Raw genomic sequence first — 22,666 nt, forward strand, 5'->3', positions numbered from 1 at the left:
CTTGGACGCAGGCACCCTGTCGGATGTGACCGATAAGGTTATCGGGCCATTGAGCAGAGTCTTCGATTTCAGTGAAGTTGAGCCTCCCTGCCGGGCTGCAAAGCCAGACGCTGGCCCAACTGGGCCGATTATTGTCATTTTTGCCAAAAAAGCGTCTGCAGGGTCTGATCGCTTTGCTGGTGATCTCTTTATTGGTTGGCCTGCTGGATCTGGTTTTCGTTGGGCTTCTGGCTCGCCTTGTGGGTGCCTTGAGCGGGGTCAAGCTGCCCGACAGAATTCCACAGATCTGGTTCTTTGGCGGCGGTAGAGCCTCTCAATCACTTTGGATGGTGAGCATCCTAATTGGTTTGATTTGGTTGTCAACAGGCTTAAAGTTTCTCACTGCTGCACTACAGAGTTTCCTCAGCGCGCAGATTTGGTCGGATTACGGCAATCGGATCTATGCAAATATTCTGATGCAAGATTACGAGTACTTCCAGGCTCAAAAGTCTGCCCACCTTCTTGCACGTCTCAACCGTATCCTCAGCAAGATATCTGATGACATCATTCTGCCTATGCTGTCAGTGATTTCCAGCGCATTATCTGTTGGTGTGCTTACGATTGGTGTCGCAGTTGTCCTGGGCCCTGTTGCGATCATTCTCTTTGTCACTCTCGTTGCTGCCTACGCCTCGGTGTCGGCACTGCTGATTGCACCCTTAAGGCTTGCCTCCAAGCAGAAGCTGCGGTTTGCGTTGAGAATCAACTCGTTGCTGGTCGAATCTATTCGTTCAATCCGTGATGTTCAGCTCTATGCGGCCGAGCAGCGATTCATCGACAAGTTCTGGTCCATTGGAGTCACAGGAAAACGTTACGACAGAATTTCAAAGCTTCTGCCTGATATCCCTCGCTACATCATTGAGCCGGCCGGAATCACGATGCTCTTCGCGATTGGCCTTATTCCCATCTTGTTGGATCCAGATAGAAAGCTGCAGCAAGCCTTGCCTGCATTGGCAGCTGTCATGTTTGCAGCCTTGAGAATCTCAGCCCCAATCCAGTCGATTTTTCGATCTGTCAACCGGTTTCGAGGCAGCCTTCCAGATATCTCGGATGCCTTACAGCTGCTGGATCTGAAGGCGTCACGGGCCACTCTTCTAAGCCCTGGTACCCCCTCTCCTGCTGGGGTGATGCCTAAGCACACAATAAGACTGAATGATGTTTGGTTCCGTTATGCCAGTTCGGAAGATTGGGTGATCAAAGGAGTCAACATCACGATCCCCATTGGGTCAAGGGTTGCTTTGGTCGGCAAAACTGGCGGAGGTAAATCCACCACCGCCCACCTCCTGCTTGCCCTCTATAAGCCGCAAAGGGGATGCATCGAGCTGGATGGGATTGAATTGGCTTATGAAGAAACGCCAGCTTGGCAAGCTTGCTGCGCGATGGTCCCTCAATCGATTGTTCTGCTCGATACGAGCATCCGTGAAAATGTTGCTTTTGGAGTGGATGAGGAAGAGATCAATGATTATGCCGTTTGGGAGGCTTTGGAAGCTGCTCAGTTAAATGAGTTTGTCTCTGAGTTGCCATATGGACTCTATACAATGATCGGGGAAAATGGTTTGCGACTCTCCGGTGGACAGCGTCAGCGCCTCGCCCTTGCAAGGGCTTTTTACAAGAAGGCCAAGGTACTCGTTCTGGATGAGGCGACAAGCTCTTTGGACAATAAAACTGAGAGCAGCGTTTTAGACTCGCTTGAGCTGATCGGTCGTAGATGCACCACAATTGTGATTGCACATCGCTTAAGCACTGTTAAGAACTGCGATCGAATCTATGAATTTGCGGATGGGATGATTAGGGCCTACGGAGATTATCAACAACTTCAGGCCAGGTCGGAAACCTTCAGGGAGCTCGTTTCGCTGGACAATGGCTGACATCACCCTTCTGGCCACTGCAGATTGGGATCAACTACTTTGGACCAATAAGCAACACGTCGCTTCCGAGTTGGCTGATCTTGGTCATCGAGTTCTTTATGTCGAGTCACTGGGTTTACGTGCACCGCGCCGTCAGGCTCAAGATTTTGGCAGAATTTTACGTCGTTTAGTCAAGGGCTTGATGCCGCCACGGCAGCAGAAGCCCAACCTCTGGGTTTGGTCACCATTGGTTTTGCCTGGGGTTCGTGGTCAACTTGCCACTCGGATCAACCGATTCATCTTGCTTGGCGGTCTGGCTCTGGCTCGGCGCTGGCTGGGGATGCGAGCGGAATTGTTATGGACTTACAATCCAAAGACCCTTGCTTATGGAATGCCCGGTCCGTATGCAACTCTGGTTTACCATTGCGTAGATGACATCCAGGCTCAACCGGACATGGATGATCTGGATCTCTCCGCGTGGGAGGAACGTCTGTGTCGGGCTGCTGATCTTGTCTTTGTAACCTCTCCTGCCCTTCAGGAGAGTCGTCGTAAGTATAATCCTAATACGTACTACTTCTCAAACGTTGCTGACTACAATCACTTCGCGCAGGCACTTGAGCCTGATCTTGAGATTCCTCGCGATATTGCCATCATCCCCCAACCTCGAATCGGCTTTGTGGGGGCCATCAGTGCCTACAAGCTTGACCTTGACTTGCTTGCCAAGCTTGCAGAGGCGTCGCCAAGCTGGTCCTATGTGATGATCGGTCCCGTTGGTGAGGGTGATCCCAGTACCCAGCTTTCCGGCTTGCTGGATTGTTCTAATGTTTACTGGCTTGGCGTCAAGTCCTATCATGATTTACCTGCCTATATGAAGGGTCTTGATGTGGGCCTTCTGCCGCTTCGCTTCAACAGATACACCCGCTCCATGTTTCCCATGAAGTTCTTTGAGTATCTGGCCGCCGGGCTGCCGGTTGTGGCTTCGGCCATTGATGCTTTGGAGAGTTATCGCCCGTTTGCTGCTCTTTGCGAGCCAACAGTGGATTCATTCCTCGCCGCTCTGCATAACAGTCTCAAGGGCTTGGGATGCCCGCTTGAGGCGCGTATCGAATGTGCCGCTCAGCATACCTATCATCGCCGTACGCAAGCCATGCTTCGTTATCTTCCTAACATTGCCTCGGTGGAATGATCGAACGCAATCAAGTTTGGAATTTGCTTGTTTGCCTGCCCAATCTGCTCCTGTCGCGTCTTTGGGCCATTCAGGCCTATGACGGCATTCTTCCCATTGTGATCACACTTCATTCCTTCACTGAAGGACGCAAGCCCGCGCTGGGTTTGCTGGTGATCTGGATGGCTATCCGCTTGACCAATCAGATGGTTGCCAAGTTTAGGACACACTCCTTGCAGCCTCCGCTGGAAGCCATTCTGTTGGCTCTTCTACTCGTGAACACTCGCTTGATTGTTCTCCGTGAGGATATTGATGGGCCTACGACCTTCCTGTTGATTGCCATCGGCTTCATGATCGGTGCCAGCCAGAGCTTGCGCGCATGGAGGTTTTCATTCGGATGGTTGGCGCTCACCCCCTTGCTGCTTATGGCCTACTTTTTGCAGCATCATTCTGCCGCAAGCTTGTGGAGCACAACCTATGTTAGAGATGTGTACGAGGCGACCATGGATGGCCATGGAGGCATCAATCGTTTTGCCACGATCCTGATGCTTCTTACGCTCAGTTCGGCCAGTTACTCATTGCTCTCTCGATCGTTCCTCGAGCGTCTGATCGGCACCACGACAGCAGTTGTTGGTTATGCTCTCTGCGTGAGCACGGATTCCCGCCTTGCCCAGATAGCTCCGCCAGTGGCTCTTCTGATTGGTTGGGTAGCTGCACGCTGGAGGAGGGGCTCCTCAAAGTTTCTTTCCGTTGTGTTTGCCACCGCTGCCATGGCTGTCATGGTCATTGGGTCGTGGTGGTTTTTCTTGGCCCCTGATGCGAACATCAATCAGTCTTCTGATCTGGGTAGGCTGAGAGCGGGGGCATGTTGGCTGTCGTTGATGTTTACTGGGGCGAATCGGTTTCTTTATGGTGTGGGCTACGGCCCACAGGCAAACGATATGTGCAGCCACCTGAGGGAAGGAGGTGGATTCGGCCATGCTCACAACACGATCGCTCAGATCGGTGGCCAGCTTGGTGTGCTTGGCATAATGGCATTTCTGATTGTGGTGATTCTCGTCTCCATGGGTCTTAGGCGACAATTCCAGAGCATTGCGTCCCGATGTGACACAACGCCCTCACACCTTGCGTTTTTTCAAGTAGCTGTTTCCCTCAATGTGTTGCTCCTGCTCAACACCCTCGCCACTACCATCTATCGCACCAATCAAGTCACCCAGTGTTTGATCGGTTTCCTGGCGGCCACGTCGCTGTGCCTGTTCAGTGCTCCCGCGGACGCCACCCTTACCTCTGAGCCGTCAGTAGACAGTTCACTGACAGCCGACCCAATCCCGTGAGGCACTCAAGCCATCAATGATCCAGCCCAGTAGGCGGCGAATCCGCACTTACCTTCCTGAATGGGTTCTGGCTTGGGTGACTGTAGCGATAGCTGCTGGCTTACGTTGCTTCGGCAGGCGGCTTGCTGCCTATCAGCTCTTGATGCGGTTTCTGGAGCGGTGGCCCCGCAATCCTGCGGTGCTTGCCGCGATTATTCCTCAGGCAATGGCTCGGAATGATTATTCCTTTGCCGTGTGCAAGATTGAGGATCTATGGCTTAACTCAGGCCATACGCATTATCTTCATCGCCTTCTCTTTCGCCGGTCAATGCGGCCTGGTGATCTGAAGCAGCGACTGGCTCTGTTTCAGTTGATCGCTGCCAGCAGCAAGCTTCCTGAGCACTATCGCTGGTATTCCTTGATCATCATTGCTTACCAGGCGATTGCAACTGATGATTTCCCACTGATGGAGCATGCGGCTGCTGATCTGGAGCGGCTGGTCCAGCAGCTGTTGAGCGATCCAGGCGTGTTTATCTGCCAGCGCGCCAACCGGGAAAACCGAGCAAAGCTGCTGGTTTCGGTTTTCACAGCACTTTCTAGATTGTATCTGTCTCTGGGGAGTATTGATTCCTTCGAGTCTGTGGGGATTCGAGTCTCTGTCATCATCGACAGCGTTGACCTCACGGCCATTGATCCCGATAGCGCCTACAGATCTACCCGTAATCTGATGCGATGCCTGGCCATTGAAGCCCTTCAGGCTTGGCACCAACAGGATGCTGAGCGGTGGCGGCTCGCCTGTCATCGATTGCGCCGAGTCCACGACCATTGCCACAGGCCTTGCTTTGATGCCAGCAGTGCTCAGGAAGATCACCGTGGCTTCGCCAGGGAGATGCTTGGGGCAGTTGCAACAACAGATGGCACGGGCTGGTTGGTTGCGAAGGAAGATGAGCAGATCCATCACTTGATCACTCTCATCATCAAGACCACATTTGAGCCACGTTTCCTCCCCAAGATCAGAGTTATGTTTGCTTCCTACCTGGCTCCGTCGCAATGACAGTGCGTGTGGCGTTCTACATCGACTCTCTCAAGACTGGTGGTGCTGAACGCGTGACGCTGCGGATGGCGCAATGGTGCCGCGAGGCTGGCCATCTTCCTGTTGTCCTCACGCGGCGGCAGGCCCGCCACGACTTCTACCCCCTCCCTGAGGGTGTTTTACGTGAGGTTGAAGCCCCTGATCCAGCCTGGGTGGCCGCCTTGGGCTGGCTGGGATTCCCATGGAGGGTGCTGACGTTACGGCATTGGCTACGCCGCAACCGAATCGAGATTGCCATTGGGATGACTACCCTTCCAGCGATCAAACTGATCCTGGCGGTATGGGGTCTGCCGCTGAAGTGCTGGATCTCTGAGCGCAACTATCCACCCGCCAAGCCCCCGTCTCTGCCATGGCGCCTGCTGCGATGGCTCACCTACCGCAGGGCTGACCTTCATCTCGTGCAGACCCATCAGACCGGTGATTGGCTCAGGCGGCATCTGGGCGCCACGCCACAGCTGTTGCTGCCGAATTCGGTGAGCTGGCCATTGTCTTCATTTGCGCCTCATGTGGATCCAGTTACTGTTCTGGATCCTTGTCTGCGTCAAGACGATTCAGGCACTGCTGGGCCTCCACCCGCCCTGCTTCTTGCAGTTGGAACCAAAGCGTTTCAGAAAGGCTTCGATCGCTTGGTGAGGGCGTTTGCGTTGATCGCTGACGACTGCCCAGGGCTCCACCTTGTGATTGCTGGACTCACCATCAAGCCCTACCGCGGTAGGGATCAAGTGGCCGACCTACAGTCCTTGTTGCCCCCCTCCTCGGCAGCCATGGGGCGCGTCCACTTTCCAGGGGTGGTGGGAAACATTGGCGACTGGTATTCGGCTTGCGAGATGTTCATCCTGCCCTCCCGCTTCGAAGGCTTCCCCAATGTTCTTCTGGAGGCCATGGCCTCGGGCTGCGCCTGCGTGGCCTGCGACTGTCCGACCGGCCCAGCCGACCTGATCCGGGATGGGGAGAACGGACTGCTGTTACCCGAAGCAGCCTCGGATCTGGAGTTGGCGAACGCCATCATCACCCTGCACCGGGATGCCCTCTTGCGGCGCCGCCTGGGCCAGGCAGCTCAGCACGTCCGTGAAGAGTTCAGCGACGCACAGCTCGCACAACGCTTCGTCGAGGCCCTCAATGGCTGACGACCTCTGGATCGTGCTGCCCCATCTGGGCCCTGGGGGTGCCCAGAAGGTCGCCATGATGGCCGCTGCCCATTTCGCCGGGCAGGGCTACCAGATCACGGTTGTCTCCCTGCTGCCGGATCCGACCCCGGTGCACGCGGTGCCGGCCGGGGTACGGCTGCTCGACCTTGGCGCCGCCGTTGCGGCGGCCCGACGCGGCGATTGGTGGAACCGCTCCCTGCTCGCCCGCGGTCGCCGATTCCTCAAGCTGTGGCTGCCGCGCCTGGCGTCCTGGTTCCTGCTCATCACCCTCTGGCCCTGGCTCCGGCGGTTGCGCCCTCCCCAGGGCGCCGGCCTGTTGCGTTGGCTGGTGCGTGGGGTGGGCGGGCCCCAGGCCTCCTTGCTGCGGGAACGGGTGCTGGCGGAGCGACCACCCCGGCTGCTGGCCCTGCTCACCAAGACCAACATGCTCGCCTGCCAGGCCTGCTGGGATCTGCCCCTCCACCTGGCCGTGTCGGAACGCAACGATCCCCGCCGGCAGACCCTTGGCTTCCCGTGGCAGCGTCTGCGGCGTCTGCTTTACCGCCGCGCCGATGCGCTCACCGCCAACACGCTTGGGGTGCTGGCGACCCTGGAAACCGATCTGGGCCTCACCCAGGCTCGCCTGTTGCCCAACCCCCTGCCGCCCGGGCTATCCCTGGCCGGTGCAGGACGGCCGGACCTCCAACCGTCGAAGGTTTGTCTCGCCGTGGCTCGGCTGGTGCCCCAGAAAGGACTCGATCTGTTGCTGGAAGCCATGGCCCGAGTGTCACCAGCCTCGGGGGAGTGGCGGTTGGTGGTTGTGGGGGATGGTCCGGAGCGTGGGGCCCTGGAGGACCAGGCCCGGTCCCTGGGGATCGCAGCCCAGGTTCGCTTCGAGGGCTTCCAGAGCACCGTTCTTCCCTATTTCCACCAGGCCAGGATCTTCGTGTTGCCCTCCCGGTTCGAAGGGATGCCCAATGCCTTGCTGGAGGCGATGGCCACCGGTCTGCCGGTGATCGTGACGGATTCCTCCCCGGGGCCGCTTGAGCTGGTTGAGCACGACCGCACCGGCCTCGTGGTGCCGGCCGAGAACCCCGGGTGCCTGGCCGAAGCGATCGAAGCCCTGCTGTCCGATGAGCGGCGTTGTGCACGGCTCGGGTCAGCAGGCCGTCAGCGGTTGGCATCGCAGGAGTGGACGGAAATCGAGCCCCTGTGGCGGTGGGCTCTGAACCTGCCCGTCGCAGCGCCGCAGCCCGATGGCTGAGCGGTTGCTGCTCCTGGTGCCAAGCCTCAGGGCACCCTCGGAAACCTTCATCAGGGCCAACGCCACCGGGCTTCCCTTCGACACGGTCGTGGTCTGCGCCGACGAGATTCCCTGGTCAGGCCCGCCGCTGCGGACGGCCTACGGCCTTTCGATTGTGGTCAGCAAGGCGCTCCATCGGCTGGCACCGGCTCTGCCCAGATGTCTGGCGCAAGCGGTGAGGCGGTTCGGCACCTGGCTGCCCTCCCGGCTGGTGAGCAGGATCTGCCGAATAGAGCAACCCGTTGTGGTGCTGGCGGAGTTCGGCTTCCATGCGGTGCAGATCATGGAACTGGTTCCGGCCACCGGCCTTCCCCTGATCGTGCATTTCCGGGGGGCCGATGCATCCGCCCACCGCTACCTGTTCCACCTGAAGGAGCGCTACGAGCGGTTGCTGGAGCTCTCGAGCGCAGCTGTGGTGAAGTCGGAGATCATGCGGAAGACGGTGTTGGGCCTGGCCCACAGACGAACAAGCCCCCTGCCCGTGCTGGTGAGTCCGTCCGGGGCGAATCCAGCCGTGTTCCACGGAGCCGATCCTGCCGCGGCCCCCCCCCTGTTCCTCAGTGTCGGTCGGTTCGTGGCCAAGAAGGGCCCGCTGCTCACCCTGGCCGCCTTCGCCCTGGCTGCCAGGGACTTGCCAGAGCTCCAGCTGGTGATGGTCGGGGAGGGGCCCCTGCTTGCTCAGGCACACCAGCGGGCCATCCAGCTGGGCATCGCCGAACGGGTGAGGTTTGCCGGGCTGCGGACGCCTGCCGAGGTGGCGGAGTTGATGCGCCACAGCAGAGGCTTCCTCCAACACTCGCTCACCGCCCCCGATGGCGACCAGGAAGGCTCACCCGTAGCGGTGATGGAGGCCCAGCTGAGCGGTTTGCCCGTCGTGGCCACATGGCATGCGGGGATACCGGACGTGGTGATCGACGGTGAGACAGGGATCCTGGTGCCCGAGGGGGACTGGAAGGCGATGGGGAATGCGATCAGCCGCCTGGCTGCTGACCCCGCCTTCGCCGAAAGGCTCGGCAATCGAGGCCGCCATCGATGCCTGACCAGGTTCACGACGGGCCATCACCACGACCAGTTGGCCACCCTTCTGAGCCAGTGCGCAGAGAGGTCGGGCCAAAAGGAATAGGAAGGTTTGGGCAGGTCCACAAAGGGGGGAGCGTGAGTTGGCTGTCAACCGGAAGCCCAACCTGGTCAGGGGGGTTCATCGCCCGCTCTGGTCGCTCCAAGCGTCGTGGAATGGCTCCGCATCCGCTGAGGAAGGAGGATTCCCTTCCCCCAGCCCGTTCGCTGCCAGGTTCTGGCTCCGCCAACTTGATTGGCCAACCCTGTGAGCTGAATCAGGCATGGAAACGACTTAGATGTTGCGTTTGTCGATCATGTCGGCCAACATGGCAAACATCAGGATGTTGAGAGCTGCAAAGCCAATGAGGATTGTCTTATCTGTGAGATTACGCAACACAAAGGCATCATAGAACAGGCTAAGAATGAAGCAGATGCTCAGCGCCACCACGAGCGGCAAGAGAAGCCGAAGTGGAGCAAAGTACATGCCAGTGCGGCTAATCAAATGAACGAAATTAATGGTGTCCTTGATTGGCTGAATATGGCTATTGCCGATTCGACGCCGATAGCTGATCGGAATGTAGGCAACATCGAAGTTGTTTCGCAGCATGCAGATCGTTATGGTGGTTGTAAAGCTGAATCCGTTCGGCAGTAATTCCAGGAAGCGCAAGGCAACATCCCTACGGAAAAAGCGAAAGCCAGAATTGATATCGGGCACATCCTGGCCAGAAAGAAAGGAAACCCAAGGGACCAGGAAGAGTTTAGGAATCGTGCGCAGCTTCGAATACTCGACATCTTCGGCAATGCGTGCACCCACGAGCATGTCGTGTTCCGCGGCTTCATCGACCAATTCAGGAATCAGCTCATTCGGGTAAGTGCCGTCGGCATACGTGATGCAGATCAGTTCGGAATGGGACCGGCGGATGCCGGTTTTCAGAGCAGCCCCGTAGCCACGGTTTCGACTATGGCTAATCACTCGCATTCGCCGGCTGCCATACAGATTCTCCAGCTCGCTAAGAATCTCAGCGCTGCCGTCGTGGGAGCCGTCGTCGACCACCATCACCTCCACGGCCTTGAGTCCGCTGGTGTCAATGGCAGCCAGGATTTCCTCCACCGTGCGGCGAATCGCACCGGCTTCGTTGAAACAGGGAATGATCACCGACACCGAGGGTGACGCCATGGTGATGCCATCATTCCGATCCCGCTCCGGCGACCGATCTTCCTGGCCTGCATGAAGGATTCGGCTCGTTTCCGCTTGGTTCAAGGATCTCCATCCAACGTTGAAGGGATGCGACGATGGGGCAGAGTTTTCGCTGAATATGCGATTGCCCTGGCTCACCAAGGTTACGGGTCTGCGTTGGGCATCGGTTCTGGCGGCTGTGGTGGGGGTCCTGATCTGCTGGTTGCTTCTGGAGGCCGGCCAAGAGATTCGGCTGGAGCCGGTGGGAGGCGATGCGCGACAGAACCTGCATGCTGCCTACAACTTGGTGGTTGGCGGCACCTATGGCTTTGAAGAGAATCCAGCCATCCCAGGGTACAGGCGTGAACCCCTTCCAAACCTGATCCTCGCATCCGTGCTGTCACTCTCCAAAGGCCCTGGTCTGCCTCAGCCATTCTCCCGTTTCCTTGCAGACCATGGTCTCCTGGAGCAGGCTTTGAAGGTGAATCTCCTGTACGCACTCATGCTGTTCGCGGGGCTCTGGTGGCTCTGCTGGTTGTTGTTTCGACCGCCCTGGCTGGCCCACATCGTTGCTATGGGTGTGCTGCTGGGTAGCTGGTCCTTTTTGGTTTCATCCGAGCTTGAGAACTTCAAGACGGAGTTACCGGCAGCTGCCTTCTTCGTCCTGAGTGCAGTGCTGTTGGTGTTGGCCCGACGTCGACCTGGCGCCCCCCTTGCATTGCTCGCCGGCGGTGGGATTTCGCTGGTGTTGCTCACCAAGGCTTCCGGCCAGTACGTCTGCATGATTGCCGTTCCGGTGATCCTCGTGCTGATCATGCGAGAAGCGCAGCGGAGGCATCAGAGGCCCTTCGTATGCGCCACTGCTCTGTTACTGGGAATCTGTCTGTTCACTGTGCCATGGATGACTCGCAACTTTCTTCTCTTCAATGATTTCGCCCTGGCACGCGGAGGTGCCGATGTGCTGCTCATCCGTGCCAGTTACAATAAGATGACTGCCGATGAGCTTCGAGGCGCCTTCTATGCATTCTCGCCAGAGCGTCTGCGCGAGGACCTGTTTGAACCCTTTCTCGGCTTTGCCCCGAGTCAGCTGGAATGCGATGGCTCACTACAACGATTCACACGCAATCTTCCCTGTGACCAGCGTGCAATCACCGCTGGCCGCTTGGATGAGGTCGTGAGTTTCTATCAGGTTGGGAAGCGCGTGGTGCCCGCAAAGCTCAAAGCAAATCTTCCTGTCGACCAACTGTCTGATCAGGAAAATGCTCTCAAGAAGATCGCTGTTCGCAACATTCAGGCCAACAGCCTTCGTCATCTGCTTGTTACCCCAGCTTTCCTTTGGAAGGGTATCTGGTCCTTCGCTCACGCTTACAGCTGGAGCACCACGATCCTGAATGGGGTGGCAATGCTCTCCCTGGTGTTCATGCCTTTGCTTGGGCTCTGGCTGCGGAAGCCTGACTGGATCCTGATCTCACTGTTGCCCGCTGGCTACTTTTTGTTCTACGGACTTTCAACCCATTTTTTGATTCGTTATTCCGCTCCTCTTATCCCCCTCAGCCTGGTTGCCCTGGCACTGTTGCTCCATCATCCCTTCGCGTCGCAGCTGGATCGTCGGAAGATGGCTTTCGGTGATGGCATGGCCCCCTAGGCTCAATCCGTGAGCTTCCTAGCCGGCCTCAACGACGCCCAGCGCCGGGCGGTGGACCACCACAACGGCCCGCTGCTGGTGGTGGCCGGTGCCGGCAGCGGCAAGACGCGCGCGCTCACGCACCGCATCGCCCACCTGATCGGCCATCACGGCGTCGATCCGCACCAGCTCCTGGCCGTCACCTTCACCAACAAGGCGGCGCGGGAGATGAAGGAGCGGCTGGAGCTGCTGCTGGCCCAGCGGCTCGCCACCAGCCAGTTCGGCCAGCCGCTGAGCACCCTCTCGCCGGTGCAGCAGCGTCAGCTGCGCACCCGCATCTACCGGGAGATCACCAAGGAGCTGTGGATCGGCACCTTCCACGCCCTGTTCGCGCGGCTGCTGCGCTTCGACATCGACAAGTACCGGGATCCCGAAGGACTCACCTGGACCCGCCAGTTCTCCATCTACGACGAGGGCGACGCCCAGACCCTGGTGAAGGAGATCGTCACCCAGGAGCTGGGGCTCGATCCCAAGCGCTTCGAGCCCAAGAAGGTGCGCTGGGCGATCAGCAACGCCAAGAACCAGGGCTGGCTGCCCGAGCAGCTGGAGCAGGAGCAGCAGGGGCAGCGGGGAAAGATGGTGGCGGATGTGTACCGCCGCTACCGCCGCGCCCTGGCGGCCAACAACGCCCTCGACTTCGACGACCTGCTGCTGCTGCCGGTGCAGCTGCTGCAGACCAACGAGCAGGTGCGGCACTACTGGCACGGCCGTTTCCGCCACGTGCTGGTGGATGAATACCAGGACACCAACCGCACCCAGTACGACCTGATCAAGCTGCTGGTCACGGGCGGCCGCGACCCCGAGCAGTTCGACGACTGGGGCCAGCGCTCGGTGTTCGTGGTGGGGGATGCGGATCAGAGCATCTACAGCTTCCGCGCCGCCGATTTCACGATCCTGATGGGCTTCCAGGACGACTTCGGCGACAAGGCCAGCGACGAGGCCACCCGCACGATGGTGAAGCTGGAGGAGAACTACCGCTCCACCGCCACGATCCTGGAGGCGGCCAACGCCCTGATCGCCCACAACAGCGAGCGCATCGACAAGGTGCTGCGCCCCACCCGCGGCGAGGGGGAGCCGATCGTGGTCACCCGCTGCGACGACGAGATCGCCGAGGCCGAGGCGGTGGTGCACCGCCTGCGCATGCTCGAGGCGGCCCACCCGGAGCTGCGCTGGGGCGACATGGCCGTGCTGTATCGCACCAACGCCCAGAGCCGGGCGATGGAGGAATCCCTGGTGCGCTGGGGCCTCCCCTACATCGTGGTGGGGGGACTGCGCTTCTACGACCGGCGCGAGATCAAGGATGTGCTCGCCTACCTGCGGCTGCTGGTCAACCCGGCGGACAGCGTCAGCCTGCTGCGGGTGATGAATGTGCCGCGCCGCGGCATCGGCAAGACCACCGTGCAGCGCCTCAGCGATGCCGCCAGCCAGCTGGGTCTGCCGCTGTGGGAGGTGGTGAACGACCCCGAGGCGGTGCGCTCGCTGGCGGGCCGCTCGGCGAAGGGGCTGCTGCAGTTCGCCGAGCTGATCGGCGACCTGAGCCGCCGCGCGCAGGACGCCCCCCCATCGGAGCTGGTGCAGCGGGTGATGGAGCAGAGCGGCTATGTGGCTGAACTGATCAGTGAGGGCACCGATGAGGCGGAGGAGCGGCGGCGCAACCTGCAGGAACTGGTGAACGCGGCCCTGCAATACCAGGAGGAGAACGAGGAGGGCTCGCTGGAGGGTTTCCTTGCGTCCGCCGCCCTGGCCAGCGACGCCGACAGCAAGGACACCGAGTCCGATCGCGTCACTCTGATGACCCTGCACGCCAGCAAGGGGCTGGAGTTTCCGGTGGTGTGCCTGGTGGGGCTGGAGCAGGGGCTGTTCCCCAGCTATCGCTCCCTGGAGGATCCCGCTGCCCTGGAGGAGGAGCGGCGCCTCTGTTATGTGGGCATCACCCGCGCCAAGGAGCGGCTGTTCCTCTCCCATGCCAGCGAGCGGCGGCTGTGGGGCGGCATGCGCGAGCCGGCGGTGCCGTCGGTGTTTCTCTCGGAGCTGCCGCCGGAGCTGGTGCAGGGCGATGTGCCCCGCAGCGGTGGTGCGGCGCTGCGCCGTGAGCAGCGGCTCGACCGGCTCACCCGCATCGACCGGGACGACAACCCGCGCAGCGCACAACGGGCCGGGGGCGGCGCTGCTGACGGCGGTGGTTCTGCTGAGCAGGCCAATGCCGTGCGCCACCGCGCCCCGGCGCGGCTCTGGGCGGTAGGTGACACCCTGCACCATGCCAGCTTCGGCGACGGGATCATCACCCACCTGTTCGGCAGCGGTGAGAAGATCTCGATCGCGGTGAAGTTCGAGGGTATGAGCGCCAAGATCCTCGATCCCCGGCTGGCGCCGATCAAGCCGCGGTGAAGGAGAGCCGCTATCCAACGGAGATCAAGCAACAACGCCGGATCTTGCTGGTCGTTCTGCTTTTACTGATACTCCTCTGCTCGAGGGGCGTGTTTCAAGCGTACTCTTACTGGCACGATGAATTGTTCTCCATTGGGGCTGCCAATGCTTCCTCATGGCATGTCTTGTTCAAGGAATGGATCCTTCCTGATACCCATCCCCCCCTTCATCTGACCCTGCTGCGGCTGTGGGTCGGCATGTTTGGATCTGGTGAAATCCCGACCCGCTTTCTGAGCCTGATTCCTGCCTGGCTGAGCCTGATCGCCATTGCATGGACCACGCAAAACGGCGGTTTCGCCCGCCAGATCATCGCGATCCTGTTCCTCGGAACAAGCCCCCTCTTCAGTCTTTATGCCCAGGAAGTTCGACCTTATTCCTGGACTCTGCTTTTTGCCACAGTCTCAGTGGGGGTCATGACCATACTCTGGCGGTCTCAGCAGCAAGGGCCTTCGGTTCACCTGCCAAGAGTTAACGCTCTGCGCCTTTGTTTTATCTTTTCCCTGCTGCTGCTTTCTCTTAGTCATTACTTCGGCTTGTTCTACGCCCTCACGCTCCTGGTGCTGGATGTCCTGAGAGGGGCGCCATGTCTTGGTCGTCGTCGCTGGGGCCTAGCTCTTCTGCCGGCACTCTTTGCTTGGCCGTTGCTTCATGTCTTGGTCGGTGGCGCAGGTGGTGGAAGAACCAGCTGGATTGTGTCTCAGCCGGTCATCGGTGTGTTCAGCACCGCGATGAATGGAGCCTTTCCAGCCTTTCCTGCTGCAGTGATCGGGATCGTGCTCGCCATGCTGATTTCAGCGTTTGGAAGCCAGCGGCGATCAAGAGATAAAGACAGAGGGCTTCAGCTAAGGGATAGTGTTCGTGGTTCCAGTGAAGCCTGTTGGTTGTTGTCTGGAGCGGCGGCATTTTTAGGGCTCATCAGTTTGATCGATCTGGTTAAGCCACTCGCTGTTGAACGATATTTTATTGTGCTTCTCCCTTGCTTCGCCCTCGCTTTGGGGGATGTGGGGCAACGTCTGATTGCCTCAGGTAGTCCTTATGTAAGACGAGCAACAGTGTGTGTCTTTGCTATTATTATTAGCATGCATTTCTGGCACTCCCAGGAAGTGCTTTCTGCCAAGATTTATCCCCTTCAGAACTACAAGCATTTGGCTCGCTTTATTGGTGAAACAGGGGTTTGTCGGCAAGGGTGCACAAGCGTTTCTGCTAAAAAGCATAGGCTGGTGCCCTATTTTGATTCCATTCCTTTGCAGCGTGTTGATCCCGAGGGAGTGAATGGTTTTTCTGCTGTCATGCTGCCTTTTGTTGGTCTGCACGGGGATCAAGAGTTGATTCAGCCACTGCTTGCGGCCCATTCAGGAGCATCGTGTTGGGAGCCTCGCCAATTCACAGCATTAAGTACCTTCATTGTGATGCCAGAAGGTTCACATGTGCAGCCGCAGTCTTTTGGGCTTCGGCAATGTGTCCAGTCAAAACACCGCAATGAATGATTTCAGATGCCTGGCGTCTATAGGTATGCGTGTGGATAAGCTTTGATCCCAGCATCGACACGGGATCGATTGTTTCACTTCCCACAGCGTGTTTCCCGAACGCTACGCACTTCCCAGTGATGACGACTCGCCCGAAGCTGCTGCTCATCCGTGGATTGGGCCACAGCGGTACCACCCTTCTTGATTTGGCGCTCGGTGCCCATCCCCAGGTGCAGGGCTTCGGCGAGGCGGTGCGCCTGTTGCGTAGGCCTGCGCCCGGTGAGGAAGGCGGTGGTCCGGCCAGGCTGCGGCGCGAACTGCGCAACGAACGTCGCTGCACCTGCGGTTGTATCGCGGCGCAATGCCCGGTCTGGGGGCCGCTTCTGGAGTGGCTACCGGCTCACGATCACCTGCCGCTGGCTCAAAAGTGGCAGCGTTTGGTGGCGCATGCTCAAGAGCAAGCCCTCGCCGAGCCACTGCGCTGGATGGTCGACTCGTTTCAGTCGGATCTGGAGTTGCTGACCCTGCCTGATGCGGCGCTTGGCATGGAAATCCGGGTGCTGTTTCTGGTCCGCGATGTGCGCTCCTGGGTTCACGCGATCGCACGCCGCCCCCGGCGCCAGGTGGCCAGTGGCTGGCGGTCGCTGGTCCGCTGGCGCCGTGTCAACGGCCAGCTCGAGCGGCGCCTGCAAACGGCGGGCAAGCCTGTGTTTCTCCTGGGCTATGAGGAGCTGGCTCTGGCCCCCGAAGCTGCGCTCACCCGCCTGTGCCACTGGCTTGATCTGAGCTTTGAGCCGGCGATGCTCATGCCGGGCCCTTCCACCGGCAGCCACATCCTCAGCGGCAATCACATGCGTTTTGATCCAGTGAAAAGCGCCCGCATCCGCTACGACGCCGCCTGGCTCAACAGCCCCTTTCTGCCTGTCCATCTGGCCTTGCTGCTGCCGGGATGGCAGGGCATGAACCGGCGGCTCGTTTATTCCAATGATCTGGTCGATCCCGGTGGCTTGATGTGATCACATGAGGCGTTCGCGCCTTCGCGGTGCAGTGAAGTGCTGATGGACAAGGCTGGCGTCGCTTCACTCAGAACAATCGCTTTCCCCCCATGCCCGGCCTTTCGCTGCTCGACGCGCTCGATCCCCCCGTGCAGCGGGTGCTGGCCACGGTGGTGCGCGCCGCAGCGCCGCTGCGGGTGGCTCTGGTGGGCGGTGCGGTGCGGGATCTGCTGCTGCACCGCGTCCACAACGACCCCTGGCGTGGCCTGCCCGATCTCGATCTGGTGGTGGAAGAAGGCAGTGAAGCGGCGGGACCGCCGGCGGCCCACCGGGTGGTGGAGCGCCTGCGGGGCACACCGGGAGCGGGGCTGGGCTTCTGTCAGCTGCATCCGGCCTACGGCACCGCCGAGCTTGAGATCGATGGGGTGGTGCTGGATCTGGCCACGGCACGCGGCGAGCGCTACCCCCATCCAGGTGCTAACCCCACGGTGTTTTTCGGCTCCCTCGACGACGACCTGGCCCGCCGCGACCTGAGCATCAACGCCATGGCGCTGGTGCTTGCCGATGGCGCCCTGCTCGATCCCCACGACGGTCTGGCGGATCTGGCCGCGCGGCGGCTGCGTTTCCTCCACGCCGGCAGCCTCAGCGACGACCCGACCCGGCTGGTGCGGGCGGCCCGTTATGGCGCCCGCCTGGGCATGGACCTGGCGCCCGGCAGCCTCCGGCAGTGGACCGACACCCTGGCCCGCTGGCCCTGGCCGGCGGCGGGCACGGTGCCCTCGCTGGGCACGCGCCTGCGGCGGGAACTGGAGCTGCTGCTGGGCCGCGAACCCTGGCCGCAGGCCCTGCAGCTGCTGCAGGGCTGGCAGGGGCTGGCGCTGCTGGCCCCGGGTCTGCAGGGCGACAGCAGCTGGCGGCGGCGGCTGCGCTGGGCCGACCGGCTGCGGGCGGCAGCGGATCTACCAGGCTGGTCGCCGGGCCCGTGGCGGCTGCTGGCCCTGCTGGCTGCGCTCCAGGATCCGCTGCCGCCCGCGCAGCGCCTGCAACTGCCAGAACGCAGCCTGCAGGCACTGCGGGGCCTGCAACGCCTGCCCAGCGGCTCCCTGCCGCGCTCGCCGGCGGCGCTGAGCCAGCGGCTGGAGCGCAAGGGCCTGCCGCTCGACTCCGTGGTGCTGGCCCTGGCCTGCGGCGCGGGGCCGGCCGCTCCCGCCCCTGGGCTGGCGTTGCGCCGCGGACTGCTGCGCTGGCTGCTGCGCTGGCGCCAGCTGCCGCCCCCCTGCACGGCGGCGGAGCTGCTGGCCACGGGCCTGACCCAGGGGCCAGCGTTGGGCGAGCGCCTGCGTGCCCTCAGGGCCGAGCGGCTCGACCGGGAGCGGTGGTGAGCGTTGCTGCGCCTCCGTCGTTGCGGTCCAGCCAGCCTGCGCCGGCCAGCGCCTGCCAGCGCCCCTGCGCCTGCAGGATCGCCTCCGCCACTAGGCGCACGGCCCCGTCCCCGCCCAGCCGCGGCAGCACCCAGTCGCAGTGGCGTCGCAGGGGGGCCGCCGCGTCGGCGGGGCACAGCAGCAGCGCCACCACCGGCCGCACCGGCAGGTCGTTGAGGTCGTCGCCCACGAAGGCCGTGGCGGCGGGGGTCAGCCCCAGCTGCAGCTGCAGGGCCGCCAGGGCGGCGGGTTTGTCCTTCACGCCGGTGAGGCAGTGCTGCACGCCCAGGTAGCGGGCCCGCTGCTCGGTGGCACCGCTCTTGCCGCCGCTCAGCAGGGCCACCTCCAGCCCGGCCTGCTGCAGCAGGCGGATGCCCAGCCCGTCGCGCACATCGAAGCGTTTGATCACCTCACCGCTCTCGGTGGTCCAGAGGCCGCCATCGGTGAGCACCCCGTCCACATCCAGCACCAGCAGCTTCAGCTGCCGCAGCCGATCGCGGCAGCGCCGCGCCGCCAGCCGGCTGCGGCCGCGGGCCAGCCAGCCGCCATTCACAGCGTGCTGACCGCTTCAGGGCGCTGCTGCAGCGGGGCGCGGATCGCCAGCAACTGCTCCAGCAGGGGTTCGAGGCGATGCAGCGGCACCATGTTGGGCCCGTCGCTGAGGGCATTCTCCGGGTCGGGATGCACCTCCATGAACAGGCCGTCCACCCCCACGGCCACGGCGGCGCGCGCCAGCGGCGCCACGTATTCACGCTGGCCGCCGCTGCTGCTGCCACGACCACCGGGCTGCTGCACCGAGTGGGTGGCATCGAAGATCACCGGGCAGCCGAGCGCCCGCAGCTGGGGCAGGCCGCGGTAGTCCACCACCAGGGTGTTGTATCCGAAGCTGGAGCCCCGCTCGGTGAGCCAGAGCTTCTCCACGCCGGCCTCGCGCAGTTTGGTCACCACCTGCGCCATGTCCCAGGGGGCGAGGAACTGGCCTTTCTTCACGTTGATCGTCTTGCCGGTGCCGCGAACGGCGTCAGCGGCGGCCAGCAGCAGATCGGTCTGACGGCAGAGGAAGGCGGGAATCTGCAGCACGTCCACCACGGCGGCCACTGGAGCGGCCTGCTGGCTTTCGTGAATGTCGGTGAGCAGAGGCAGCCCGGTGCGGCGCTTCACTTCCGCCAGCACCTCCAGGCCCTCGGCCACGCCGGGGCCACGGAAGGAGCCGCCGGAGCTGCGGTTGGCCTTGTCGAAGCTGGCCTTGAACACATAGGTGATGCCGAGCCGCTCGGTGATGGCCTTGACCCGCTCGGCCACCTCGAACACAAGTTCCGGGCTTTCGATCACACAGGGGCCGGCGATCAGGATGAAACTCACGGTCCACCGCGTGCAGGTGCCCTCAGCATGGCTCACGGGAGCCGGGACATATGCTCACCCCAATGAGTAGGCCCATCCCCATTTTCATCGGTGTCGATCCGCGCGAGCGGGCGGCCACCAATGTGTTGATCGACAGTCTGTATCAGACCAGCACACAAACGCTGGCGATCACACCACTCGAGACGCCGCAGCTGGAGTGCCAGGGGTTGTACTGGCGCCAGCGGGATCCCAGGCAAAGCACGGCCTTTTCGTTCACCCGCTTCCTCGTGCCGCAGCTGTGCGGCTATCAGGGCTGGGCGATTTTCATGGACTGCGACATGTTGTGTCTCAGTGACATCACTGAACTCTGGGCCCTGCGGGATGATCGCTTCGCGGTGATGTGCGTGCAGCACGATCACGTTCCTGGCGAAACCGTGAAGTTTCTCGGTGAGCGGCAATCGGCCTATCCGAAGAAAAACTGGAGTTCGTTGATGCTGTTCAACACCAGCCGCTGCACCGCGCTCACCCCCGAGTACGTCAACACCGCCTCCGGCCTCGATCTGCACCGCTTCCACTGGCTGGCGGGGGATCACGAGATCGGCGCCCTGCCCGACCGCTGGAACCATCTCGTCGATGTGCAGGCGCCGCCGCCGCTGGCGCCGGAGCCGGGCGGTGCCGCCCTGCTGCACTGGACCCTGGGCGGCCCCTGGTTCCGTGAATGCCGCACGATGGGCGGGCCCCTGGCCGCCCGCTGGTATGCCGCCCGCGACGACGCCATGCGTCTGTGGGATTGAGCGAAGTGGCCGCCGCTTGTGGCGTCTGCCGTCTGCACGCCGAGCCGGAGGCGATCGCCCGGTACGAGATCCTGCGCCAGCCCCTGTGGCTGCTGCGGCACCACCCCACACCGGCGCCGCTGCCGGGCTGGCTGCTGCTCGATGCGGTCCGCCACCTCGATGGCCCGGCCGCCTTCACGGCCGCGGAGGCGGCGGGCTTCGGGCCGATGTTGCAGCGCTGCAGTGCCCTGGTGCGCCAGCTCACCGGCTGCGAGCGCGTCTATGTGATCGCTTTCGGGGAGGGGGCCCGGCACCTGCACGCGCACCTGATCCCCCGCCATGTCGCCGACCCCGACACCGCTGCCTGGCGGGTGGCGGATGTGTACCGGCAGATGGAGGCCGGCGCCCGGCCAGCGGCGGCGCCGGAGCGGGTGGAAGCGCTGGTGCGGCAGGCCCGCAGCCTCACGGCGCTGTGGGAATAGGCTCCCGCCACCAGGGTCTTGGCAGCAGATGACGGGCAGTGGCTTGAGCGATCGGCAGCACGGTGGTGGCGCCTCGGCGCCGGAGCCTGCCGCCCTCGCCAGCCCACCGGCGCTGGCCTGCGTGGTGGCCGTGCCGGCGCGGCTGGAGTCGTCCCGCCTGCCCAACAAGGTGATGGCCGACATCGGCGGCCAGCCGATGCTGCAGCGGGTGCTGCTGCGTTGCCGCCTGGCGCAGCGGCCTGATGCCGTGGTGCTCTGCACCGACAGCGAGGTGCTGCGGGCGGCGGCCGAGGGCTGGGGATTTCCGGTGCTGATGACCAGCGCCAGCTGCAGCTCCGGCAGCGAGCGGCTCGCCTCGGTGGTGGAGGCCCTGATTGCCCGGGCGGGGGCCACGGGCGGCGCCTTGGCCGCGGCCCGCAGCGTGATCATCAATGTGCAGGGGGATCAGCCGTTCATTGATCCGGCCGTGATCGATGCGATGGCACTGGAGTTTGAGCGGCGCATGCCCACGCCGCAGGTGCTCACCCCGATCTACCGAATGCCGCCGGAGAAGATCCACGACCCCAATGTGGTCAAGACGCTGCTGGCTGCCGACGGCCGAGCTCTCTACTTCTCCCGCTCCGCCATCCCGCACGTACGCGGTGAGGATCCGCAGCACTGGCACGCCCATGCGCCCTACTGGGGCCATGTAGGCATCTACGGCTACCGCGCCGACGTGCTGGCCCGCTGGAATGCCTTGCCCCACTCACCGCTGGAACACACCGAGAAGCTGGAGCAGCTGCGGCTGATCGAGGCGGGCCTCACGGTGGGCACCTTCCCGGTGGAGGGTGATTTCCTCTCGGTCGACACCGCCGCCCAGCTGGAGCAGGCCCGCCGCCTGGCTGCCGCCTGAGCGGGCCCCTCCCACTCTGCAGGACGCCATGCGGCCACACCTTCAGCTCAAGCTGGGGCTCAGCCCCGCCTGGATCAGGTCGTGGAGTCGCAGCAGGCCCAGCATGGTTCCCGCGTCGTCGAGCACGGGCAGCACGCCGATCGGCTTGCGGCTGTTGCGCTCCATGCGTTCCAACGCTTCCACCGCCAGCATGCCCGGCCCCACCGTGATCGGATCGGCCGTCATCAGCTGACTGGCGCACAGCTCAGCCCATCCGGACGCGGCGTTCTGCTCCAGGGCCCGGCGCAGGTCGCCGTCGGTGATCAGGCCCGCCAGCTGCTGCGGCGCGCCGCTGCGGCGCACCCAGCAGGCCCCGGCACCATCGCGCGTGAGCAGGGCGATCACGGCGCTGAGGCTGTCGCTTTCCTCAAGCGGATGCAGCTGGGTGGTGGGCAGCATCAGATCGGCCACTGTGAGCGTGAGCTGTTTGCCGAGCGCACCGGCCGGATGGTTGAGGGCGAAGTCGGCCGGGGAGATGCCGCGCCGCTCCATCCACACGGCGGCCAGGGCATCGCCGATCGCCATCGCCACCGCCGTGCTGGCGGTGGGGGCCAGATTGAGCGGGCAGACCTCTCGGTCCACCGAGGCATCGAGCACGACATCGCAGCCGCGGGCCAGGCTCGACTGCAGTTTTCCCACCAGGGCGATGCGGCCGGTGCCACGACGGCGCAGGTGGGGAAGGATTTCGAGCAGTTCGCCGGTTTCGCCGCTGTTGGAGAGCAGCAGCGCCACGTCCTGCGGGGCCACCACACCCAGGTCTCCGTGCAGGGCATCGAGCGGGTTGAGGTACAGCGACATCAGCCCGATCGAGGAGAAGGTGGCCGCGATCTTGCGGGCCACGATGCCGCTCTTGCCTACCCCCGTGATCACGAGCTTGGCCCGTTGGTCGGCGCAGCGGTCCAGCATCGCCAGGGCTGCATCCACCTGGCGGCTTTCGATCCGGCCTGCGGCAGCGGCGATCGCGGCGGCCTCTTCCTGCAGGCAGCGGGTCAATGCCGACATGGCAGCTGCTGGCGATGGGGCGTG

The 22,666-nt window shown here is 62.3% G+C and carries 19 protein-coding genes; 15 read left to right on the top strand and 4 right to left on the bottom strand.

Features of this window, described 5'->3' with window-relative positions; all coding sequences use genetic code 11:
• The first annotated feature begins 77 nt into the window (after positions 1-77).
• From KQ303_RS13205 to KQ303_RS13235, 7 genes are all read left to right on the top strand, one after another.
• Positions 78-1,904 carry an ABC transporter ATP-binding protein gene (locus tag KQ303_RS13205; RefSeq protein ID WP_259730657.1) on the top strand — a complete coding sequence of 609 codons (1,827 nt, stop codon included), beginning with the start codon at positions 78-80 and terminating at the stop codon, positions 1,902-1,904.
• On the top strand, positions 1,897-3,069 hold the full coding sequence (locus KQ303_RS13210; RefSeq protein WP_259730658.1) for a glycosyltransferase: 1,173 nt from the start codon (positions 1,897-1,899) through the stop codon (positions 3,067-3,069). The genes KQ303_RS13205 and KQ303_RS13210 overlap by 8 nt, the downstream gene beginning before the upstream one ends.
• Complete coding sequence (locus tag KQ303_RS13215) at positions 3,066-4,382, top strand: O-antigen ligase (protein WP_259730659.1); 1,317 nt, start codon at positions 3,066-3,068, stop codon at positions 4,380-4,382. The genes KQ303_RS13210 and KQ303_RS13215 overlap by 4 nt, the downstream gene beginning before the upstream one ends.
• Positions 4,383-4,524: 142 nt before the next feature.
• Positions 4,525-5,415 (top strand): hypothetical protein, encoded by an 891-nt coding sequence (locus KQ303_RS13220; RefSeq protein WP_259730660.1) that lies wholly within the window; start codon positions 4,525-4,527, stop codon positions 5,413-5,415.
• Complete coding sequence (locus KQ303_RS13225; protein ID WP_259730661.1) at positions 5,412-6,581, top strand: glycosyltransferase; 1,170 nt, start codon at positions 5,412-5,414, stop codon at positions 6,579-6,581. Before KQ303_RS13220 ends, KQ303_RS13225 begins: the two co-directional genes overlap by 4 nt.
• Positions 6,574-7,845, top strand: coding sequence for a glycosyltransferase (locus KQ303_RS13230; RefSeq protein WP_259730662.1), 1,272 nt, complete (start codon positions 6,574-6,576; stop codon positions 7,843-7,845). Before KQ303_RS13225 ends, KQ303_RS13230 begins: the two co-directional genes overlap by 8 nt.
• Entirely contained in the window at positions 7,838-9,007 is a 1,170-nt protein-coding gene (locus tag KQ303_RS13235; RefSeq protein WP_259730663.1) for a glycosyltransferase, read from the top strand. The genes KQ303_RS13230 and KQ303_RS13235 overlap by 8 nt, the downstream gene beginning before the upstream one ends.
• A gap of 228 nt (positions 9,008-9,235) precedes the next feature.
• Here the strand turns inward: KQ303_RS13235 and KQ303_RS13240 are convergent, their stop codons facing one another.
• A complete protein-coding gene (locus tag KQ303_RS13240) occupies positions 9,236-10,120 on the bottom strand; it encodes a glycosyltransferase family 2 protein (protein ID WP_259730664.1) in 885 nt (294 codons plus the stop codon).
• A 145-nt stretch (positions 10,121-10,265) separates the two neighbouring features.
• On the opposite strand from KQ303_RS13240, the gene KQ303_RS13245 reads away from it, so the two are divergent.
• The 5 genes from KQ303_RS13245 to KQ303_RS13265 all read left to right on the top strand — a co-directional run bounded on the left by KQ303_RS13245 (position 10,266) and on the right by KQ303_RS13265 (position 18,074).
• Positions 10,266-11,765: a hypothetical protein gene (locus KQ303_RS13245; RefSeq protein ID WP_259730665.1), complete on the top strand. Its 1,500-nt coding sequence runs from the start codon at positions 10,266-10,268 to the stop codon at positions 11,763-11,765.
• A gap of 9 nt (positions 11,766-11,774) precedes the next feature.
• Complete coding sequence (locus KQ303_RS13250) at positions 11,775-14,192, top strand: UvrD-helicase domain-containing protein (protein WP_259730666.1); 2,418 nt, start codon at positions 11,775-11,777, stop codon at positions 14,190-14,192.
• The gene (locus KQ303_RS13255) at positions 14,189-15,718 is read left to right on the top strand and encodes a hypothetical protein (RefSeq protein WP_259730667.1); all 1,530 of its coding nucleotides are present in this window, start codon (positions 14,189-14,191) and stop codon (positions 15,716-15,718) included. Before KQ303_RS13250 ends, KQ303_RS13255 begins: the two co-directional genes overlap by 4 nt.
• Before the next feature lie 119 nt (positions 15,719-15,837).
• On the top strand, positions 15,838-16,713 hold the full coding sequence (locus KQ303_RS13260) for a sulfotransferase (protein ID WP_259730668.1): 876 nt from the start codon (positions 15,838-15,840) through the stop codon (positions 16,711-16,713).
• An 89-nt stretch (positions 16,714-16,802) separates the two neighbouring features.
• Positions 16,803-18,074, top strand: coding sequence for a CCA tRNA nucleotidyltransferase (locus KQ303_RS13265; RefSeq protein WP_259730669.1), 1,272 nt, complete (start codon positions 16,803-16,805; stop codon positions 18,072-18,074).
• On the opposite strand, the gene KQ303_RS13270 is transcribed toward KQ303_RS13265, so the two are convergent.
• Both KQ303_RS13270 and kdsA read right to left on the bottom strand, forming a co-directional pair.
• A complete protein-coding gene (locus tag KQ303_RS13270; RefSeq protein WP_259730670.1) occupies positions 18,040-18,666 on the bottom strand; it encodes an HAD family hydrolase in 627 nt (208 codons plus the stop codon). The genes KQ303_RS13265 and KQ303_RS13270 overlap by 35 nt on opposite strands.
• Positions 18,663-19,511 carry a 3-deoxy-8-phosphooctulonate synthase gene (kdsA, locus tag KQ303_RS13275; RefSeq protein ID WP_255100603.1) on the bottom strand — a complete coding sequence of 283 codons (849 nt, stop codon included), beginning with the start codon at positions 19,509-19,511 and terminating at the stop codon, positions 18,663-18,665. Before kdsA ends, KQ303_RS13270 begins: the two co-directional genes overlap by 4 nt.
• Positions 19,512-19,537: 26 nt before the next feature.
• Here kdsA and KQ303_RS13280 point away from each other — a divergent pair, with 26 nt between their 5' ends.
• From KQ303_RS13280 to kdsB, 3 genes are all read left to right on the top strand, one after another.
• Entirely contained in the window at positions 19,538-20,248 is a 711-nt protein-coding gene (locus tag KQ303_RS13280) for a glycosyltransferase (RefSeq protein ID WP_198948310.1), read from the top strand.
• Entirely contained in the window at positions 20,239-20,709 is a 471-nt protein-coding gene (locus KQ303_RS13285) for a diadenosine tetraphosphate hydrolase (protein ID WP_399233799.1), read from the top strand. Before KQ303_RS13280 ends, KQ303_RS13285 begins: the two co-directional genes overlap by 10 nt.
• 112 nt (positions 20,710-20,821) lie before the next feature.
• A complete protein-coding gene (kdsB, locus tag KQ303_RS13290) occupies positions 20,822-21,601 on the top strand; it encodes a 3-deoxy-manno-octulosonate cytidylyltransferase (RefSeq protein WP_259730720.1) in 780 nt (259 codons plus the stop codon).
• 42 nt (positions 21,602-21,643) lie between these two features.
• On the opposite strand, the gene KQ303_RS13295 is transcribed toward kdsB, so the two are convergent.
• Positions 21,644-22,642 (bottom strand): SIS domain-containing protein, encoded by a 999-nt coding sequence (locus tag KQ303_RS13295; RefSeq protein WP_259730671.1) that lies wholly within the window; start codon positions 22,640-22,642, stop codon positions 21,644-21,646.
• Positions 22,643-22,666 lie beyond the last annotated feature (24 nt).

Origin of the sequence: Synechococcus sp. CS-1333 (assembly GCF_025128015.1) — a bacterium.
GTDB lineage: Bacteria > Cyanobacteriota > Cyanobacteriia > PCC-6307 > Cyanobiaceae > MW101C3.

Bases quoted from the DNA above. Each gene is read 5' to 3' on its own strand.
- KQ303_RS13210 (WP_259730658.1), top strand. From the start codon at position 1,897: ATGGCTGACATCACCCTTCTGGCCACTGCAGATTGGGATCAACTACTT.
- KQ303_RS13215 (WP_259730659.1), top strand. From the start codon at position 3,066: ATGATCGAACGCAATCAAGTTTGGAATTTGCTTGTTTGCCTGCCCAAT.
- KQ303_RS13220 (WP_259730660.1), top strand. From the start codon at position 4,525: ATGCGGTTTCTGGAGCGGTGGCCCCGCAATCCTGCGGTGCTTGCCGCG.
- KQ303_RS13225 (WP_259730661.1), top strand. From the start codon at position 5,412: ATGACAGTGCGTGTGGCGTTCTACATCGACTCTCTCAAGACTGGTGGT.
- KQ303_RS13230 (WP_259730662.1), top strand. From the start codon at position 6,574: ATGGCTGACGACCTCTGGATCGTGCTGCCCCATCTGGGCCCTGGGGGT.
- KQ303_RS13235 (WP_259730663.1), top strand. From the start codon at position 7,838: ATGGCTGAGCGGTTGCTGCTCCTGGTGCCAAGCCTCAGGGCACCCTCG.
- KQ303_RS13240 (WP_259730664.1), bottom strand. From the start codon at position 10,120: ATGGCGTCACCCTCGGTGTCGGTGATCATTCCCTGTTTCAACGAAGCC.
- KQ303_RS13260 (WP_259730668.1), top strand. From the start codon at position 15,838: ATGACGACTCGCCCGAAGCTGCTGCTCATCCGTGGATTGGGCCACAGC.
- KQ303_RS13265 (WP_259730669.1), top strand. From the start codon at position 16,803: ATGCCCGGCCTTTCGCTGCTCGACGCGCTCGATCCCCCCGTGCAGCGG.
- KQ303_RS13280 (WP_198948310.1), top strand. From the start codon at position 19,538: ATGAGTAGGCCCATCCCCATTTTCATCGGTGTCGATCCGCGCGAGCGG.
- KQ303_RS13295 (WP_259730671.1), bottom strand. From the start codon at position 22,642: ATGTCGGCATTGACCCGCTGCCTGCAGGAAGAGGCCGCCGCGATCGCC.